Raw genomic sequence first — 15,682 nt, 5'->3', positions numbered from 1 at the left:
ATCTGATGTCTTCATCCGCTGATTCCCTATCGGCCACCATGGCCGATGACTTCGTCGCGCAACTCGCGGGATTGGCGCCCGACGGCGCGACCGCGGCTCTGCGCGCGTTTCGCGGCGACGCGACGCGTTATACGCAAGGCAGCCACGACGCGCTCTTCTCGACCGATGTCGCCGATCTGACGTTTCGCGAACGCCTCTTTGCGGCGTGGTATGCGGCGCTGTTGTCGAATTCGGAGCAGACGGCACTCGCATATCGCGAGCGTCTGCTGACACTGGCGGCCGCGGCTGACGCGCAAACTGAAACCACGAGGTCGCTTCTCGATGCAATCGCCGCGCAGCGCGCGGTTCCCGCCGCGTCGATGGCAACGACGGACCAGCGGCTCGTCGCGATCCTGCGTCACACGGAAGCCTTGACGCTGCGTCCCGCCGCGACCGGAAAGCCGGCGCTCGCAACACTGCAGGCTGCCGGCCTCACGACGCGCGCCATCGTCGCGCTATCGCAGCTCGTCGCGTTCGTCACGTACCAGGTGCGGGTCGTCGCCGCGTTGCGCGCATTGGAGGCACGAGCATGAGTTCCGATCACGGCTTTACGACGCAGACCCTCGGCTGGTCCGCATGGCTCGATACAGTCGCGCTCGAACAGGCATCCCCCGAGCAGACCGCGGTACTCGAAGCGAGCCACCCGCAAGCGAAGACTTCCGATTACTACCTGTTGCTGGTCCACCAAGCGGAAATCCTGCGGCAACGATCAGGCGCGTTCAACAGCATCATGTATGCGCCGGGCGGATTGTCGCGAGCGGAGCGCGAGCTCGCGAGCACGGTGGTCTCGCGTGTGAACGGATGCGTGTATTGCGCGTCGGTGCATGCGCAGCGTTTCCAGCAACTCGCGAAGCGCGAGGACGTCATCCAGCAGATCTTCGCCGCGCCTGAAACGGCGGGTACGACCGAACGCGAGCGCGCCATCGTGCGATACGCGATCGATCTCACGTTGCAGCCGCAGGCGCTCACGCCGGAATCGCTCGATGCGCTTCGCCGCGCGGGGCTCGACGATGCGCAGATTCTCGATCTCAGCCACACGATTGCGATCTTTGCCTGGGCCAACCGCTTGATGCTGACGCTGGGCGAACCGGTGTTTCCGGCTTGACCGGGACCGCCGCGTCGACTTCGCAGTAGTGCGGTCCCCAGCGAATGAATATGACAATCGCTTCGTTGCCGCACGATGCGATGCGTTAGAGACTTGCAGTCCCACTCACTACGAGAGAATCCGTCATGTATGCCTCGCGTTTCTCCGCGCTGCACCGGCGACTTTTCACGCTCGCCGGCGCGGTAATCGTTTTCTCGCTTTCCGCCGTTTCTTCTGCGGCGCCTGCCAGCGGCGAGCCGGTTTTCTTCGGCGTCAGCGGACCGCTGACGGGTCCGAACGCGCAATACGGCGCACAGTGGAAAGCCGGCTTCGACCTCGCGCTCGATGAAATCAACCACGACGGCGGCATTGACGGCCATCCGCTGCAGTACGTGTTCGAAGACAGCCAGAGCGATCCGCGCCAGGCGGTCGCGATTGCACAGAAGTTCGTCGACGACAAGCGCATCCTGATCGAACTCGGCGACTTTTCGAGCCCCGCTTCGATGGCGGCCTCGCCGATCTATCAACGCGCGGGCCTCGTCCAGTTGGGCTTTACCAACTCGCACCCGGACTTCACGAAAGGCGGCGACTTCATCTGGAGTCCGTCGGTCAGCCAGGCGGATGCGCAACCGCTGCTCGCGGATCTGGCCGTCAAGCAGGGCTTCAGGCGAGTCGCCGTGCTGTTCCAGAACACCGACTGGGGCCGCGCGAGCAAGGACGTGTTCGTGAAGGCAGCAGCCGCACGGGGGGCGCAGGTAATCGCGACCGAAGGTTACCAGCCCACCGATAAGGACTTTCGCGCGACGCTGCTGCGCGTGCGCGATACCAAGCCTGACGCGCTCGTGCTGATTTCGTACTACTCGGACGGCGCGCAGATCGTGCGTCAGGCCCGCACGGGCGGCATCACGCTGCCGATCGTCGCGGCGAGTTCGGTGTACTCGCCGAAATTCATGGAACTCGGCGGCGATGCCGTAAACGGCGTGACCACCAACACGAGCTTTTTCCCCGGTGACCGGAGCCCCGAAGTCCAGCGCTTTGTTCGCGACTTCCAGGCGAAATATCATCACGAGCCCGACGCGTTCAATGCGTTCGCCTACGACGCCACGATCATTGCCGCTTACGCGTTGCGCACCGGCGGACTCGATCGCCATGGCGTGCGTGATGCGCTCGCGAAGTTGCATGACGTGCCGAGCGTCGTCTTCGGCAAGGCGACGTTCGATCCGGCGAATCGACGCGTGATCGGTGTAAAAAGCGTCAATCTCGTCGTCGAGAATGGGCAGTGGGCGCTGCTTGGCAGCAAACCCGCACTGGCGGCCAGGTAGCGGCAGGCACATTCGCGCGGGCCGCCCGCCGATGCGGCCCCGCGCGATTCGCCTTATGCGGCAAAGAACCGGTTCGCAGGTCGTGGCAGCCCAAGATTCTCGCGCAGGGTCTTGCCTTCGTACTCGCGCCGGAACAGCCCCCGCTTCTGCAACTCGGGAATGACTTTGTCGACGAAGTCGTCGAGGCCGGCCGGAAGATGCGAGAACATCACGTTGAACCCGTCCGAGCCCTCTTCCAGCAACCACTGCTCCATCTGATCTGCAATCATCCGGGCGGTGCCGATCATCTCCAGCCCGGAGTATCCGCCGATGCGCTGCGCGAGCTGACGGATTGTCAATCCATCGCGCTGCGCCCATTCCACGACTCGTTGCCGCGCGGTACGGCTTGCGTTGGTCTCGGGAATTTCCGGCAACGGGCCGTCCGGATCGAGACCGGATACATCATGCCCCAACGCGATCGACAACGAAGCGATGCCGCTCTCGTAGTGGACGAATGTATCGAGCCGCTCACGCGTTTCGCGCGCCTCTTCGAGCGTATCGCCCACCACGACGAAAGCCGCCGGCAAAATCTTCATGTGATCGCGCGAGCGGCCGAGTTTCTCCATGCGGCTTTTTACGTCGGCGTAGAAACGCTTCCCGTCGGCCAGCGTGGTTTGCGCGGTGAACACGACTTCGGCCGTTTCCGCGGCAATCTGCCGTCCCGCCTCCGATGAGCCCGCCTGCACGATCACGGGCCAGCCCTGAATCGGCCGGGCGATATTCAACGGACCGCGCACCGAGAAGTTCGCGCTTTTGTAGTTCAGCACGTGCAGCTTTTGCGGGTCGAAGAATGTTCCGCTCGCCGTGTCGCGGATAAAAGCGTCGTCGGCCCAGCTATCCCACAGACCTGTGACCACGTCGAAGAACTCGCGGGCGCGCCGGTAGCGCTCGTCGTGTTCGACGTGCTCGTCGAGGCCGAAATTGAGCGCCGCGTCTGGATTCGATGTCGTCACGAGATTCCATCCAGCGCGGCCACCGCTGATATGGTCGAGCGAGGCGAACCGCCTTGCAACGTGGTACGGCGCGTCGAAGGTCGTGGACGCGGTCGCGACGAGACCCAGCCGCTCGGTGACCGCCGCGAGCGCGGGCAGCAGCGTGAGCGGCTCGAACGAGGTGACCGTGTGGCTGTGCCTGAGGGCGTCGAGCGGCATGTTGAGCACCGCGAGGTGGTCGGCCATGAAGAACGCATCGAAGCGGCCACGCTCGAGCGTCTGCGCAAAACGCTTCAGATGCCCAAAATTGAAGTTGGCATCAGGATAGGCGCCAGGATAGCGCCATGCACCGGTGTGGATCGTCGTGGGGCGCATGAAGGCGCCGAGGCGAAGCTGACGTGACATGAATCGACCTCAATCGGGAACAGGTCGCGCCAGTGTAATGCGGCCGCGCTGACGCTGCCTGGCGGCAACTCGATTTCAATTTGCAGACCGACAGCAGCGACGGTCAAAGTCCGCCGTATGCAGGCGCTTTATGCCTGATGCGCTGCGTACGGACGAATCGATTTCCTTCCTCGAGTGCTTTTCATATGCGCAAACATTGGTTGGATTTGCGCTGGCGCCGACTTACCTTCCTGAATCTGGCGCCGTGGAGCGCATTGTCAACAGCTACCCATCAGGAAGGAAATAACAGATGAGCCTACGTCCTTTACATGATCGAGTGATCGTCAAGCGTCTCGGTCAGGAGACCCGCACCGCGTCTGGCATCGTGATCCCCGACAGCGCCGCGGAAAAGCCCGACCAGGGCGAGATCCTCGCTGTCGGTCCCGGCCGCCGCGGTGACGATGGCAAGCGTGTCGAACCGGACCTGCAGGTCGGCGATCGCGTGCTGTTCGGCAAGTACTCAGGCCAGGCGGTAAAGGTCGACGGCGACGAACTGCTGGTGCTGCGCGAGGAAGATATCGTCGCAGTCGTTCAAATTTGAGGAGAAAGCAAACATGGCAGCCAAAGAAGTCGCTTTCAGCGACAACGCGCGTTCCAAACTGGTTGAAGGCGTCAACCTGCTCGCCAATGCGGTGAAAGTGACGCTCGGGCCGAAGGGCCGCAACGTCGTGCTCGAACGCAGTTTCGGCAGCCCGGTCGTGACGAAGGACGGCGTGTCCGTCGCGAAGGAAATCGAGCTGGCCGACAAGGTGCAAAACATCGGCGCGCAGCTCGTCAAGGAAGTCGCGTCCAAGACCAGCGACGCCGCGGGCGACGGCACGACCACCGCGACCGTGCTCGCACAGGCGATCGTGCGCGAAGGCCAGAAATACGTCGCGGCGGGCCTCAACCCTCTCGATCTGAAGCGCGGCATCGACAAGGCCGTCGCCGCGGCCGTCGACGAACTGAAGAAGATCAGCAAGCCCACGACCACCAGCAAGGAGATCGCCCAGGTTGCGACGATCTCGGCGAACGGTGAAGAATCGATCGGCCAGCGCATCGCCGAAGCGATCGACCGGGTCGGCAAGGAAGGCGTGATCACCGTCGAAGACGGCAAGTCGCTCGCGGACGAACTCGACGTCGTGGAAGGCCTGCAGTTCGACCGAGGGTATCTGTCGCCCTACTTCATCAACAACCAGGACCGGCAGCTCGCCGCACTCGAACAACCATTCGTGCTTCTGCACGACAAGAAGATCGCGAACATTCGCGATCTGCTGCCGATACTGGAACAGGTCGCAAAGTCCGGCCGGCCGCTTCTGATCATCGCGGAAGACGTCGAAGGCGAAGCACTCGCGACGCTCGTCGTGAACAATATTCGCGGCATTCTGAAGACAGTCGCGGTGAAGGCGCCAGGCTTCGGCGATCGGCGCAAGGCGCTGCTCGAAGACATCGCGATCCTCACCGGCGGCCAGGTCATTGCGGAGGAAACGGGTTTGACGCTCGAGAAAGCGACGCTCGCCGAACTCGGCGAGGCCGCGCGCATCGAGGTCGGCAAAGAAAACACCACGGTTATCGATGGCGCCGGAGAGAAGGCCAGCATCGAAGCTCGCGTCAAGCAGATTCGCGCGCAGATCGCGGAAGCAACCTCGGATTACGACCGTGAAAAGCTGCAGGAACGCGTAGCGAAGCTCGCGGGCGGAGTCGCCGTCATCAAGGTGGGCGGCGCGACGGAAATCGAGGTGAAGGAGAAAAAAGACCGCGTCGATGATGCGTTGCACGCGACACGCGCCGCTGTCGAAGAAGGCATCGTTCCGGGCGGCGGTGTCGCGCTGATTCGCGTGAAGCAGGCGATCGCCGCACTTCAGGGCGCGAACGCGGATCAGAACGCCGGCATCAACATCGTGCGTCGCGCGCTCGAAGAACCGTTGCGTCAGATCGTCGCCAATGCGGGCGAGGAACCGAGCGTGATCGTCGCCAGGGTGGCCGAAGGCAGCGGCAATTACGGCTACAACGCCGCCACGGGCGAATACGGCGACCTCGTCGAAACCGGCGTGGTCGATCCGACGAAAGTCACGCGTACGGCCCTGCAGAATGCCGCCTCCGTGGCGAGCCTGCTGTTGACGACCGACGCCACCGTGCACGAAGCGCCGAAAGATGCGGCACCGGCTGCGTCGCCGGCGGGACCTGGAGCCGGCGGTCCCGGCTTCGACTACTAATCGAACTGCTCGAGCCTGCTGACGCCGTGAGGCGTCGGCGCAACGCGCCGCGCATCGCGACCGTCGATGCGCGGCGCGTTGTTTTGAGGGGGCAGGCCGCAATCGCTTCGTGTGCCCTGCCCCGATCCTGATTCAATCCGTCACGGCTTCACGCTGGTAGCGCGACACCGGCTGTCGCAAGCCGAGATGCTCGCGCAACGTGCGGCCTTCGTATTCGTGGCGAAACAGGCCTCTGCGCCGCAATTCCGGCAGCACGAGCCGGATGAAGTCGTCGAGACTGTTGGGAAGCAACGCCGGCATCACGTTGTAGCCGTCTGCGCCGTAGTTGACGAAACGTTCCTCGAGCGCATCAGCTATCTGCTGCGGCGTGCCGACCAGTTGCCAGTGCCCGCGTGCGCCAGCCACGCGCAGATAAAGCTCGCGGATAGTCAGGTTCTCGCGCCGCGCCAGTTCGAGGGTCAGCGACTGGCGGCTCTTGCTCGCGTTGGTTTCGGGTAGTTCGGGGATCGGCCCGTCGAGCGGATAGCCCGACAGATCGAAGCCGCCGCTCAGCGTGGACACCAGCGCAAGACCGACCGCGGGGTCGATCAGTGCCTGCAGCGCATCGAACTTTTCGCGCGCCTCGCGCTCGGTCTCGCCGACGATTGGCATCACGCCCGGCATGATCTTCAGGTCGTCGGGCTCGCGACCGTATTGCGCGAGGCGGCCCTTGACGTCCGCGTAGAACGCGACCGCGTCTTCGAGCGTCTGTTGCGCGGTAAATATGACTTCCGCGGTGCGTGCCGCGAGCGCCTTGCCCGCTTCCGACGACCCGGCCTGCACGACGACGGGCCGACCCTGCGGCGAGCGTTCGACGTTCAGCGGTCCGCGCACGTTGAAGAACTCGCCGCGATGATCGAGCACATGGCGTTTCGCGGGATCGAAGTAGCGTCCCGCTGTCTTGTCGCGCACGAACGCGTCGTCGTCCCAGCTGTCCCACAGTCCGGCGACCACTTCCGCGAATTCGACGGCGCGCTCGTAGCGCCGCGCATGCGCGAGATGTTCGTCGAAGCCGAAGTTCTTCGCCTCGTGCGCGCTCGACGACGTGACCAGATTCCATCCTGCGCGCCCCGCGCTGATGTGATCGAGCGACGCAAACTTGCGCGCGATGTGATACGGCTCGTTGAAGGTCGTCGAAGCGGTGCCGACGAGGCCGATACGTTCGGTCAACCCGGCCAGTGCCGAGAGCAGCGTGATCGGCTCGAACTGGGCCACATAGCTATGCGCGGTGCGACTCAGGAAATCAACATTGTCGCCGCGCGTGCCCGAGCCGTCGGCGAGAAAAATCAGATCGAACTTCGCGGCTTCCGCTGCCTGGGCAAGCTGCACGTAGTGGCGAAGGTCGCGGCCGGCATCCGCGCGCGCGTCAGGATGACGCCACGCGGCGATGTGATGCCCGGTCGGATAGAGAAACGCGCCGAGGCGCAGATGTCCTTTGCGTTGGCTCATGATCTGTGCGAGTCGTTGATCTGGCGGTAAGGTGGCGCAGCCTATGCGCTGTCGCGCCAGCGTTGCGGGTTCGGTGGACGGTCCAGTCCGAGGTGCTCGCGCAGCGTCGTGCCCTCGTATTCGCTACGAAAGATGCCGCGCTGCTGCAGGATCGGCACGACCCCATCGACGAAATCTCGTAACCCGCCGGGCAGCGCATCGGGCATCAGGTTGAAGCCGTCGGCCGCGCCGCCGTCGAACCAGAGCTCGATGTCGTCCGCGATCTGCTCTGGCGTGCCGACGATCACCCGGTGACCGGTGCCGCCCGCCAGCGCACGGATCAGCTCTCGTACGGTGTGGCCATGACGGCGCGCCTCGGCGAGCGTCGCGTGAAAGAACGTGTGGTTTCCATTGCCGCCGCCGGGCAGCGCGAGATCGCCGGGCAACGGCGCGTCGAGCGTCAGACGCTCTACGTCGATGCCCAGCGTACCCGCGAGGCGGTTCAGGCTGTAGCGCCACGGAATCTGCTCGACGAGTTCATCGCGCCGGCGCAATGCTTCGCTGTGAGTCGCGCCGATGATCGTCGTCAGACCGGCGAGCACCTTGACGGGCGGGCGGCCATGGGCGGCTGCCCGCTCGTTCAGATCGCGCCGGTAAGCCGCCGATTCCTCGAATGATTGCGACGCGGAAAAGACCGCTTCTGCATGACGGGCTGCCAGCTCCCGGCCATCTGCCGACGCCCCCGCCTGCACCACCACAGGATGCCCTTGTGGGGAGCGCGGCAGGTTCAGCGGCCCTTGTACGTCGAAGTAGCGGCCGCGATGCGTGATCGCATGCACTTTTGCAACGTCGACGAAACGGCCGCCGGCTTTGTCGCCGACGAACGCGTCGTCCTCCCAGCTATCCCATAGCGCCTTGACCACTTCGGTGAATTCGGCGGCCCGCTCGTAGCGTTGCGCATGGTTCGGTACCGCGTCGCGGCCGAAATTGCGCGCCGATGGCAGGTCGGCGGTGGTCACGACGTTCCAGCCGGCGCGGCCGTTGCTGACGTGATCGAGCGTCGCAAAGCGCCGGGCGATGTTGTACGGCTCGTTGTAGCTGGTCGACGCAGTGCCGATCACTCCGATGTGCGTCGTCGCCGCCGCGATGCTGGCGAGCAGTACCGTCGGTTCAAGCGCGGTGATCGGGCGGAAGTCGATCTGGTCGACGATCGCTGCATTGTCGGCGAGGAATACCGCGTCGAGCTTGCCCGCCTCGGCGATCCGCGCGACGCGAACGTAGTGATCCGCATCGACGAACGCGCGTGGCTCGGCCTCGTCAAGCCGCCATGCCGAGGGCACGAAACCCGAGTGCAGAATGTTGACGTTCAGATGCAGGCGGCGCCGCGCGGCGCGTGCCGGAAGACGACTCATCGGCGATGACCTCGCGTTGGATCAGTGGACTTTCGGAAAACCGTGCCGCTCGGCGAGCAGGTCGAGGATGCGGCGCGGGTCGGTGACGAAGCGCCGCTCCCCGAGCGAGTCCGCATCGGCGGGCGCGGGCTGTTCGTCGCCGAACACGAGCGCGGGCAGCCCCTGATGCGCTTCATCGAGCGCTTCGATCACGGCCTTGCGAGGCCGCTCGAATGGCACGCGCAGCACGTCGAGCCGTCCTACGCGCGCGGGGTCGCTCGCAAGCAGCCCTTCGATCGGGGCGCCATGCGGACAGATAAAGCGTTCGCCGGGATGATGCGGGTCGGTGAATCCCGGTTCGAGCAGGATCAGAAGGTCTCGGCTCATTGCGCAGGTTTCCTCAAAAAATGTGCAACCAGACTGGTTGGCAGGCTGGCGACGCTATCTCGCCACCAGGAGAATCGCGGATTGATATGCCCCACTCGGCGTTGGCTAGAACACACGTCCTTCCGTCAGATGCGTCGTCACGCCGTTCAGCTCGTAATCGCCGATCACGCGAGCCTTATGCAACAGCGGGTTGTGGTTGAAGATCGTGCGCAGATTGCGCCAGTGCCGGTCGTAGTTGTGCGCGCGCGACGTCGCCGACGCGCCGCCCGCCTCGAACATGCGCTCCGCCGCGTAAAGCGCGAGCTTGCTGACCACCAGCTGAGTGCGTGCAGTCGCGAGTGCGCCCTCCAGCACGAGCTCGGGCGCATCGGCGGCGCCCTCGCGGATTGCCCGCGCCGAGCGGTCGAGCACGCGTGCGTTATCGCGCACGAGCGCATCGATCGTATGGCTGTGTGCGCCCAGATCGCCGATTACCTGCTGGATGAAGGCATCCTCGCGCGCGGAAGGCGCGGGGCTGTGCAACGCGGGACGGCCATGCCGCAACACGTAGTGCTTCGCATCGGCGACGACGTTGCGCACGATGCCTGCCGCCACCGCCACCAGATGCAGTTGCCGCAGCGCTCCGCCATGACGCCCAACAAGCGTGGTCTGCACGCGCGGCGTCACTTCGTCGTCGCGAACCAGCAGGTTGTCGAATTCGAGGCTGCCGCTTGCCGTCATGCGTTGCCCCATGCCGTCCCAGTCGTCTAGCACACGCAAGCCTTCGCGCTTCACCGGCACGATCGCGAGCACCGGGTCGCCGTCCTCGTCCTGCAGGTTCAGGCGCGCGAAGTCGGAGAACGCCGTGCCGGTCGCGTAGTACTTGCGGCCGCTTAGGCGGTAGTGCGCACCGTCGCGGCGCAACTGGGTCGTGATTTCGCCGGGGCGCGAGGTGCCCAGCTCAGTCGAGGCGCCGCCGAAAATCGCGCCATCGGCGATGCGCTGAATCTGGATCTCGTTGAACGCCGTGCGTGGCGACAGCAGTAATGCTTCGACCTGGTCGAAGTGGATGCGTAGCGCGTGCGCGAGATTGCTGTCCGCGGCCGCAAGCGTCGCGATGAGCTCGAACTCGTCTTCGAGCGAACCTCCGAGTCCGCCCCATTCGAGCGGCAGGCGCAGGCGTGCGAGACCGGAGCGGCGGAACAATGCGAAACCGTCGAACGGCAATTCGCGGCGCGCTTCCCGTGACGCGGCGTCTTGCGCAAGGGCATGCGCGAGCGCGGGTAGCGACGCCAGCGCGGTTCTTAGGCGCTCGTGCGCAGCGGTGGTATGTTGATCGGATTCAGCCATTTGTCGTTCCTCATACTGTTCAGGCAGACCGGCATACGTGCGCCGGGCGTCGGATTTCATCGACAGGACAGCGTGCCAGTATAGGGACGCGCATCGGTGCGGATAACAACCGATTTGCGCTTACGTTATTCGCGTGTCTGCAATGAAAATGCCGCGACCTCGATGTGCGGCGCACATTGCGAGAATTTGCGCGAGCACGGTGCGCAACCGCAGACATAGCGACGGCCGTGTTTGTCCGAACGGCCCAGGGCACGCTAAAGCAACAGGCGAGCCGTGCTGCGAACGCGGCGCGCTTCAAAGCTCAGAAATGCTTGCGATGTGAGCGATTGCGATAGCGCGGGTGCCCAGGGAGAATGCGCAAAGCCGTCGCGCCCGCTTGTCGTATCGCGGGCGGCCGCCAAAGAGATGTCACCCGAGTGTCGTCGGGTGACGTTAGGACGAAGGTCGGGAGGCCGCATTGGCGCTTCGCGAGGCGCGAAGCGAGCGGCGCTTGCGTCCCATAGCCGCTAGCGAACCGCTTTACGGCTGAATATACAGATCGGCGAAACTGCCACGAATCCCTTCACCCGTCGGCGCGTAGTCCTTCACTTTCTTCGCAACGATCGTGATATTGGGATTTGCACCGAACTCGATCGATGGGATGTCGTCATGAACGAGTTGCTGGAACTGTATGAATAGCTGCCGGCGCTTTGCATCGTCCGTTTCCACCGATGCTGCTTCCAGAAGTCGATCGACTTCCGGACTGGAGTAATGCGCGGCATTCGAGAACGGCAGCCCGACCTTGAAGTTCTTCGACCAGAACACCCGCTGCACGCCAACCGTCGGGTCGAATGCATTCGACAGTGCTTCGAGCGTGATGTCGAAGGCACGATCGGTGTAGGCCTTCTTCACGTAGGTCGCGAAATCGTAGCTTTCGACCTCGCCGTCAATGCCGATTCGCGCGAGCGATTGCCGCACGAAATCGGCGGCACGCGGGTCCTGGAACGGGTTGAAGAGCAGGCGCAGTTTGAAGCGCTTGCCGTCCGGTCCACGTTTCAATCCGGCGGCGTCGAGCGCCGCATTGGCCTGGGCCACATCGTAGGGGAAGTAGTGAATATCGGCGTCGTGGTACTTCGTATTCGCCGCGCCGATTGCGGCCGCGGACACCTGGCCATAGCCATACCAGACGACCCGGTTCAATGCATTGACGTCGACCGCTTGCGAAATCGCCTTGCGTACCGCCCTGTCCTTAAGAACCGGCGTGTCCAGATTGAAGATCAGCTGCTGGTGGTTGCTGACGTACGGCCAGTTGGTCGTATCCACGGTGAAGTTCGGCAGCGTCGCGAAGCGCTTCACATCCGACAGCGGAATCGCCTGGTCCCCGAGGTTGGCCGCGCCGGATTCGAGCGCCGCCGCACGAGCGGCAGCATCGGGCAGGAAGCGCACGAGGATCTTGTCGATGTACGGCTTCGGTTTATCCCAGTAGTCCGGATTGCGTTCGAGAAGAATATAGCTGCCATGCACGAACGACTTGTAGATGAACGGGCCCGTGCCGACCGGAGCGCTGTTGTATGGGCTCGAAACGATGTCCGTGCCTTCGTACAGATGTTTCGGGATGATCGGCGATTCGGTGCCCGCTAGCGCGGTCAGCAGGAACGGCGCCGGCTTCGACAATTCAATCACCGCGGTGTAGGGGTCCGGGGTCTTTACGTCGGTCACGTTCGCGAACGTGCTTCGGCCCCGCGGATGCACCTGCTTGAGCGTGAGAATCGAGAACGCAACGTCGGCGGACGTGAAGGGTTTCCCGTCGTGCCACTTCACGCCGCGGCGAAGCGTGAAGCGATACTCGAGCCCGTCTTTACCGACCGACCATGCGGTCGCCAGCAGCGGTTGCGGATTCAGATTCTTATCGTAGGTCAGCAGCCCCTCAACCACCTTGGGACCGATCTCCGCGTTGCCGCCGGCAGTGGTCGTCAAGGGGACGATCGACGCCGGCTCCGGGGTGACGAGCCATGTCAGCGTGCCACCGTGGTTGGGCTCGGCCTGCGCGGCAAGCATGCCGGCGCACATCGTCGTCGAACTGATCAATACCCCGAAAGCGTATCCGTACCACCTGTTTCGCATGCTCATAGTTAACCTGTTTTATTGTAAGAGTCATGGATACTAAGGCGCTTTGAACGGCTCGAAAAACAAGCAAAAGTGATTTGCTTTGCATCGCCGTTTCAGATCTCTGCCGCCTGTCTGCCTTTAGGTCCCTGCTTTACCTCGAAACTCAGCCGAGCAATCGATCGTCGACGTGGTGCTTCGGGTGGCCGAAGAAAGAGAGGCGCGTGAAACGCCACTCAGTGCCTTCCGGGTAGGCGGTCTGGTCGTATCCGTTCAGACACGTCGCGACATCCTTCACGTTGCGGATGCCGTAGAACGACTTGAGCTGATGCAGTCGCTGCGAGACCGGCGGCCTGACGCCTCACAGTCTGATTCGCAATTGGAGAACAGAAGGCACTTAAGAAAAGTCGGAGTTCATTGGGCGCTATTAACACTACCTTCAGTCAGATTCGCAGACCCCAATCCAGCCCCCGCTTTTGGCACAGTCCCGTTTCTTCACGCGTATGCCCTTGATTAACAACAGTGTCTAGCGGCGGCTATTGCCCACACACGGGGTTGGCGGTCACGGTGTCCGAAATCGGCGTCATAGTGGGCGGAACATAATAGATATAGGCACTGGCGACGCAGGCCGGCTGCCCGTCGGTTGTAACGGAACACGTGTTTCGGATGCTATTGCCGGACGCATCGGTTGCCGTGAATGCAGGGTCCGGAACCAGGTTGTCATAAGGCTGCAGTTTGTAGTTCTGGCGCAGGTCCCACAGGATGGTGTGCCAGGACTGATAGGTCTGGCTGTGATAGCCGCCGCCGCGCCCCGAACTGCCGCAGCGGGTCCACGCGTACACCTCGCCACGGATATACCCGTTCTCGTCGAATCCCGTGACATAGCTGGTCACATTCACGCCGCCACACGAGACCCCAAGCAGCGTTGGGTATCCTGGCGGCAACGGCAGGGTGGTCGGGAATGCCGGCGGCAACGGCAGGGTGACCTGAGCCTGCACAGCGGCACTCGCCAACAGTCCCAGCAAACCAATCATCTTCATGTCGTGTCTCCCGGCTGGTCGAACTGTCGTGACAGGTGGCTCGAACTGACGCATGGAGCCTCCTCGGGACTTGTGTCCGAGGAACTGACGGTGCTTTGCGGATATCCAATAGGGAATTCGAGAGCCGGTCGTGGCATGTTTACCACCTGTTCTGTCCTTGTTATAGGCGAATTCAGGTAATGCAACGAACAACTTGGCGCGTTGCGCCTAGGGCCGGCGCATTAAAACTGGCGATGGTTGCCGTTGTAACGCAGGCGTCGGACATTGTGTGCAGCGCATGTCCGTGACACCGATATCTACATCGTGAACGATGGACGGGAGCAATCGTCTGTATGATGATTTCCATCTTCCGCTGCAACTGGGCCACTGTCTGTTCAGCGCAAGCCGCCCATGCTGCGCCCATTGAAAGTGGGCAACGAGCCGTTCAGAGGATCGAAGGAGCTTGGCGGCTTCGGCGGCGCGCTCAGCGTGTTCGTGTTCGTGTAGTTACGCACGACCGGCGGCAAATAGAAGAACTGCCAGCCGCCGTAGGTCTTCTGATTTTCGAAGTCCTGATAGAGAAGCGGAAAACCAGCGTGTTTGATCGGCAAGTCGGTGGAACTGCTATACACGCCGTATATACGCGCGCCCTGTTGCATCAAAACCCAATCGTTCTTACCCGTCACCGGATCCGGATAGGCGCGGCGCAAATGATGCAGCGGCGCCGGAAAACGCGAGTCGTCGAGCAGTTCGTCGATCGACGCCGGCAGCGCCCTTCCAGCGCGGTAGTAGCGAAGAATCGCGAGCCGGTACTGATTGCCTACGAACAGCAGTTGCCGCTCCCGTTCGCGCTGCCGCTCAAGCGACCACACGTCGAGCGCGCCCATCAATGCGATCGACATCAGCATCAGCGCAATCAGGAGCGCCAGCAGAACCATTCCATTTTCGCGAGTGACAGGGTGACGTCGGATTGCCCGCGGGCTCACATCGCTCATTGCGCCGCTCCCGCCCGATCTTTCGGCATCCCCTGCGGACTGCTCGCCGGCATGACGTCGTACACACCCGTCTTGCTCTCGTCAGGCGATGCCACCGCCGCCCATTTATCGTCACCGTTGATGGGGTCCACCGGAATTGCGCGCAGATAGTGCCTTGTCACCAGATCGTCGAGCGTGTCCGGGTATTGGCCGTTGTCGCCATAGTATTTGTCGATGGCGTCCCGCATCACTGCCAGGTTCTGTTGACGCACCTGCTCCTTGCCGCGCTCGATACTGTGCATGTAACGGGGCAATGCAACCGTCAGCAACAGACCGATGATCGCCATGACGACCACCAGTTCGATCAATGTGAAGCCTCTGGCTTTACGCGCGCGCACGGTTGTCATGATGCGGCTCACCACTGTTTGTATGGAATGCCGTTGATGCCGACCCGATCGGATTTCGATGTCACGTCGAACACGTCCTTACCGGCGCGCGAATTGCCGGCGGAGCCGTTGTCCGCGTCACCGCCCTCACCTGGATTCGGTGCCTCGCCGAAGGCGCGCACGTTCCACGTGTCCTCGGCCGCAATATCCGCGTCCCCGGTAAAGAACGGATCGCGGGGCACGCGGCGAAGAAACATCAGCAAGCCGCCTTTGGGATCTTTCGCATTCTTCACGCCCGTCACCATCACGGTCAGCGAGGGCGGATAGCCGGATGCATCCGCCTCCCGCTCGATCAGGCCGGTGTCGCTCGCTTCCTTGTAAGCGTCCAGTGCGGTGCGAATCTCACGCAGCGCCGCGCTCAGTTGCTGCTCCTTCTGACGCTGCACGATCAGTTCCGAGAACGGCATGATCGCGAGCGCCAGGATGCCGACAAGCGCCAGCGTAATCACCAGCTCGATCAGCGTGAAACCGCGCTGGCGAGCGCCCGACCGGCCACGCGAAGCCAATGCGTCCGCCTGCGCTTTCATGG

At 63.1% G+C, this 15,682-nt stretch carries 15 protein-coding genes; 5 read left to right on the top strand and 10 right to left on the bottom strand.

The window, feature by feature from the left end; translation table 11 throughout:
- Nucleotides 1-5 precede the first annotated feature (5 nt).
- From AB3X89_RS01975 to AB3X89_RS01965, 3 genes are all read left to right on the top strand, one after another.
- Nucleotides 6-572 (top strand): CMD domain protein, encoded by a 567-nt coding sequence (locus AB3X89_RS01975; protein WP_368581553.1) that lies wholly within the window; start codon nucleotides 6-8, stop codon nucleotides 570-572.
- Nucleotides 569-1,144, top strand: a complete 576-nt coding sequence (locus tag AB3X89_RS01970; RefSeq protein WP_368581552.1) for a peroxidase-related enzyme — start codon at nucleotides 569-571, stop codon at nucleotides 1,142-1,144. Before AB3X89_RS01975 ends, AB3X89_RS01970 begins: the two co-directional genes overlap by 4 nt.
- Nucleotides 1,145-1,269: 125 nt before the next feature.
- Entirely contained in the window at nucleotides 1,270-2,445 is a 1,176-nt protein-coding gene (locus tag AB3X89_RS01965) for an ABC transporter substrate-binding protein (RefSeq protein ID WP_368581551.1), read from the top strand.
- 53 nt (nucleotides 2,446-2,498) lie between these two features.
- Here the strand turns inward: AB3X89_RS01965 and AB3X89_RS01960 are convergent, their stop codons facing one another.
- A complete protein-coding gene (locus tag AB3X89_RS01960) occupies nucleotides 2,499-3,821 on the bottom strand; it encodes an LLM class flavin-dependent oxidoreductase (protein WP_368581550.1) in 1,323 nt (440 codons plus the stop codon).
- A gap of 289 nt (nucleotides 3,822-4,110) precedes the next feature.
- Between AB3X89_RS01960 and AB3X89_RS01955 the strand changes: the two genes are divergently transcribed.
- Together AB3X89_RS01955 and groL are read left to right on the top strand one after the other, a co-directional pair.
- Nucleotides 4,111-4,401 carry a co-chaperone GroES gene (locus AB3X89_RS01955; RefSeq protein WP_368581549.1) on the top strand — a complete coding sequence of 97 codons (291 nt, stop codon included), beginning with the start codon at nucleotides 4,111-4,113 and terminating at the stop codon, nucleotides 4,399-4,401.
- A gap of 13 nt (nucleotides 4,402-4,414) precedes the next feature.
- A complete protein-coding gene (groL, locus tag AB3X89_RS01950) occupies nucleotides 4,415-6,055 on the top strand; it encodes a chaperonin GroEL (RefSeq protein WP_368581548.1) in 1,641 nt (546 codons plus the stop codon).
- Between the two features lie 132 nt (nucleotides 6,056-6,187).
- Here the strand turns inward: groL and AB3X89_RS01945 are convergent, their stop codons facing one another.
- From AB3X89_RS01945 to AB3X89_RS01905, 9 genes are all read right to left on the bottom strand, one after another.
- Nucleotides 6,188-7,543: an LLM class flavin-dependent oxidoreductase gene (locus tag AB3X89_RS01945; protein ID WP_368581547.1), complete on the bottom strand. Its 1,356-nt coding sequence runs from the start codon at nucleotides 7,541-7,543 to the stop codon at nucleotides 6,188-6,190.
- A gap of 41 nt (nucleotides 7,544-7,584) precedes the next feature.
- Nucleotides 7,585-8,934: an LLM class flavin-dependent oxidoreductase gene (locus AB3X89_RS01940; RefSeq protein WP_368581546.1), complete on the bottom strand. Its 1,350-nt coding sequence runs from the start codon at nucleotides 8,932-8,934 to the stop codon at nucleotides 7,585-7,587.
- A 21-nt stretch (nucleotides 8,935-8,955) separates the two neighbouring features.
- Entirely contained in the window at nucleotides 8,956-9,300 is a 345-nt protein-coding gene (locus AB3X89_RS01935; RefSeq protein ID WP_018436380.1) for a DUF3088 domain-containing protein, read from the bottom strand.
- Between the two features lie 105 nt (nucleotides 9,301-9,405).
- The gene (locus AB3X89_RS01930; protein ID WP_368581545.1) at nucleotides 9,406-10,629 is read right to left on the bottom strand and encodes an acyl-CoA dehydrogenase family protein; all 1,224 of its coding nucleotides are present in this window, start codon (nucleotides 10,627-10,629) and stop codon (nucleotides 9,406-9,408) included.
- A gap of 519 nt (nucleotides 10,630-11,148) precedes the next feature.
- Nucleotides 11,149-12,738 (bottom strand): ABC transporter substrate-binding protein, encoded by a 1,590-nt coding sequence (locus tag AB3X89_RS01925; RefSeq protein WP_368581544.1) that lies wholly within the window; start codon nucleotides 12,736-12,738, stop codon nucleotides 11,149-11,151.
- A 512-nt stretch (nucleotides 12,739-13,250) separates the two neighbouring features.
- Complete coding sequence (locus AB3X89_RS01920; protein WP_368581543.1) at nucleotides 13,251-13,754, bottom strand: hypothetical protein; 504 nt, start codon at nucleotides 13,752-13,754, stop codon at nucleotides 13,251-13,253.
- A gap of 374 nt (nucleotides 13,755-14,128) precedes the next feature.
- A complete protein-coding gene (locus AB3X89_RS01915; RefSeq protein ID WP_368581542.1) occupies nucleotides 14,129-14,671 on the bottom strand; it encodes a type II secretion system protein in 543 nt (180 codons plus the stop codon).
- A 53-nt stretch (nucleotides 14,672-14,724) separates the two neighbouring features.
- Nucleotides 14,725-15,114 (bottom strand): type IV pilin protein, encoded by a 390-nt coding sequence (locus AB3X89_RS01910; RefSeq protein WP_368581541.1) that lies wholly within the window; start codon nucleotides 15,112-15,114, stop codon nucleotides 14,725-14,727.
- 8 nt (nucleotides 15,115-15,122) lie between these two features.
- Nucleotides 15,123-15,680, bottom strand: coding sequence for a type II secretion system protein (locus tag AB3X89_RS01905; protein WP_176108502.1), 558 nt, complete (start codon nucleotides 15,678-15,680; stop codon nucleotides 15,123-15,125).
- Between the last annotated feature and the right edge of the window lie 2 nt (nucleotides 15,681-15,682).

The sequence above is a fragment of the Paraburkholderia sp. BR14320 genome (genome assembly GCF_040948665.1).
Lineage (GTDB): Bacteria > Pseudomonadota > Gammaproteobacteria > Burkholderiales > Burkholderiaceae > Paraburkholderia > Paraburkholderia youngii.
Note: the sequence above shows the minus strand (reverse complement) of the source record. Positions and strands in the feature narration are given on the sequence as shown.

Coding starts and splice junctions, on each gene's coding strand:
- AB3X89_RS01975 (WP_368581553.1), top strand. CDS start 6: ATGTCTTCATCCGCTGATTCCCTATCGGCCACCATGGCCGATGACTTC.
- AB3X89_RS01970 (WP_368581552.1), top strand. CDS start 569: ATGAGTTCCGATCACGGCTTTACGACGCAGACCCTCGGCTGGTCCGCA.
- AB3X89_RS01965 (WP_368581551.1), top strand. CDS start 1,270: ATGTATGCCTCGCGTTTCTCCGCGCTGCACCGGCGACTTTTCACGCTC.
- AB3X89_RS01960 (WP_368581550.1), bottom strand. CDS start 3,821: ATGTCACGTCAGCTTCGCCTCGGCGCCTTCATGCGCCCCACGACGATC.
- AB3X89_RS01955 (WP_368581549.1), top strand. CDS start 4,111: ATGAGCCTACGTCCTTTACATGATCGAGTGATCGTCAAGCGTCTCGGT.
- groL (WP_368581548.1), top strand. CDS start 4,415: ATGGCAGCCAAAGAAGTCGCTTTCAGCGACAACGCGCGTTCCAAACTG.
- AB3X89_RS01945 (WP_368581547.1), bottom strand. CDS start 7,543: ATGAGCCAACGCAAAGGACATCTGCGCCTCGGCGCGTTTCTCTATCCG.
- AB3X89_RS01940 (WP_368581546.1), bottom strand. CDS start 8,934: ATGAGTCGTCTTCCGGCACGCGCCGCGCGGCGCCGCCTGCATCTGAAC.
- AB3X89_RS01935 (WP_018436380.1), bottom strand. CDS start 9,300: ATGAGCCGAGACCTTCTGATCCTGCTCGAACCGGGATTCACCGACCCG.
- AB3X89_RS01930 (WP_368581545.1), bottom strand. CDS start 10,629: ATGGCTGAATCCGATCAACATACCACCGCTGCGCACGAGCGCCTAAGA.
- AB3X89_RS01925 (WP_368581544.1), bottom strand. CDS start 12,738: ATGAGCATGCGAAACAGGTGGTACGGATACGCTTTCGGGGTATTGATC.
- AB3X89_RS01920 (WP_368581543.1), bottom strand. CDS start 13,754: ATGAAGATGATTGGTTTGCTGGGACTGTTGGCGAGTGCCGCTGTGCAG.
- AB3X89_RS01915 (WP_368581542.1), bottom strand. CDS start 14,671: ATGGTTCTGCTGGCGCTCCTGATTGCGCTGATGCTGATGTCGATCGCA.
- AB3X89_RS01910 (WP_368581541.1), bottom strand. CDS start 15,114: ATGACAACCGTGCGCGCGCGTAAAGCCAGAGGCTTCACATTGATCGAA.
- AB3X89_RS01905 (WP_176108502.1), bottom strand. CDS start 15,680: ATGAAAGCGCAGGCGGACGCATTGGCTTCGCGTGGCCGGTCGGGCGCT.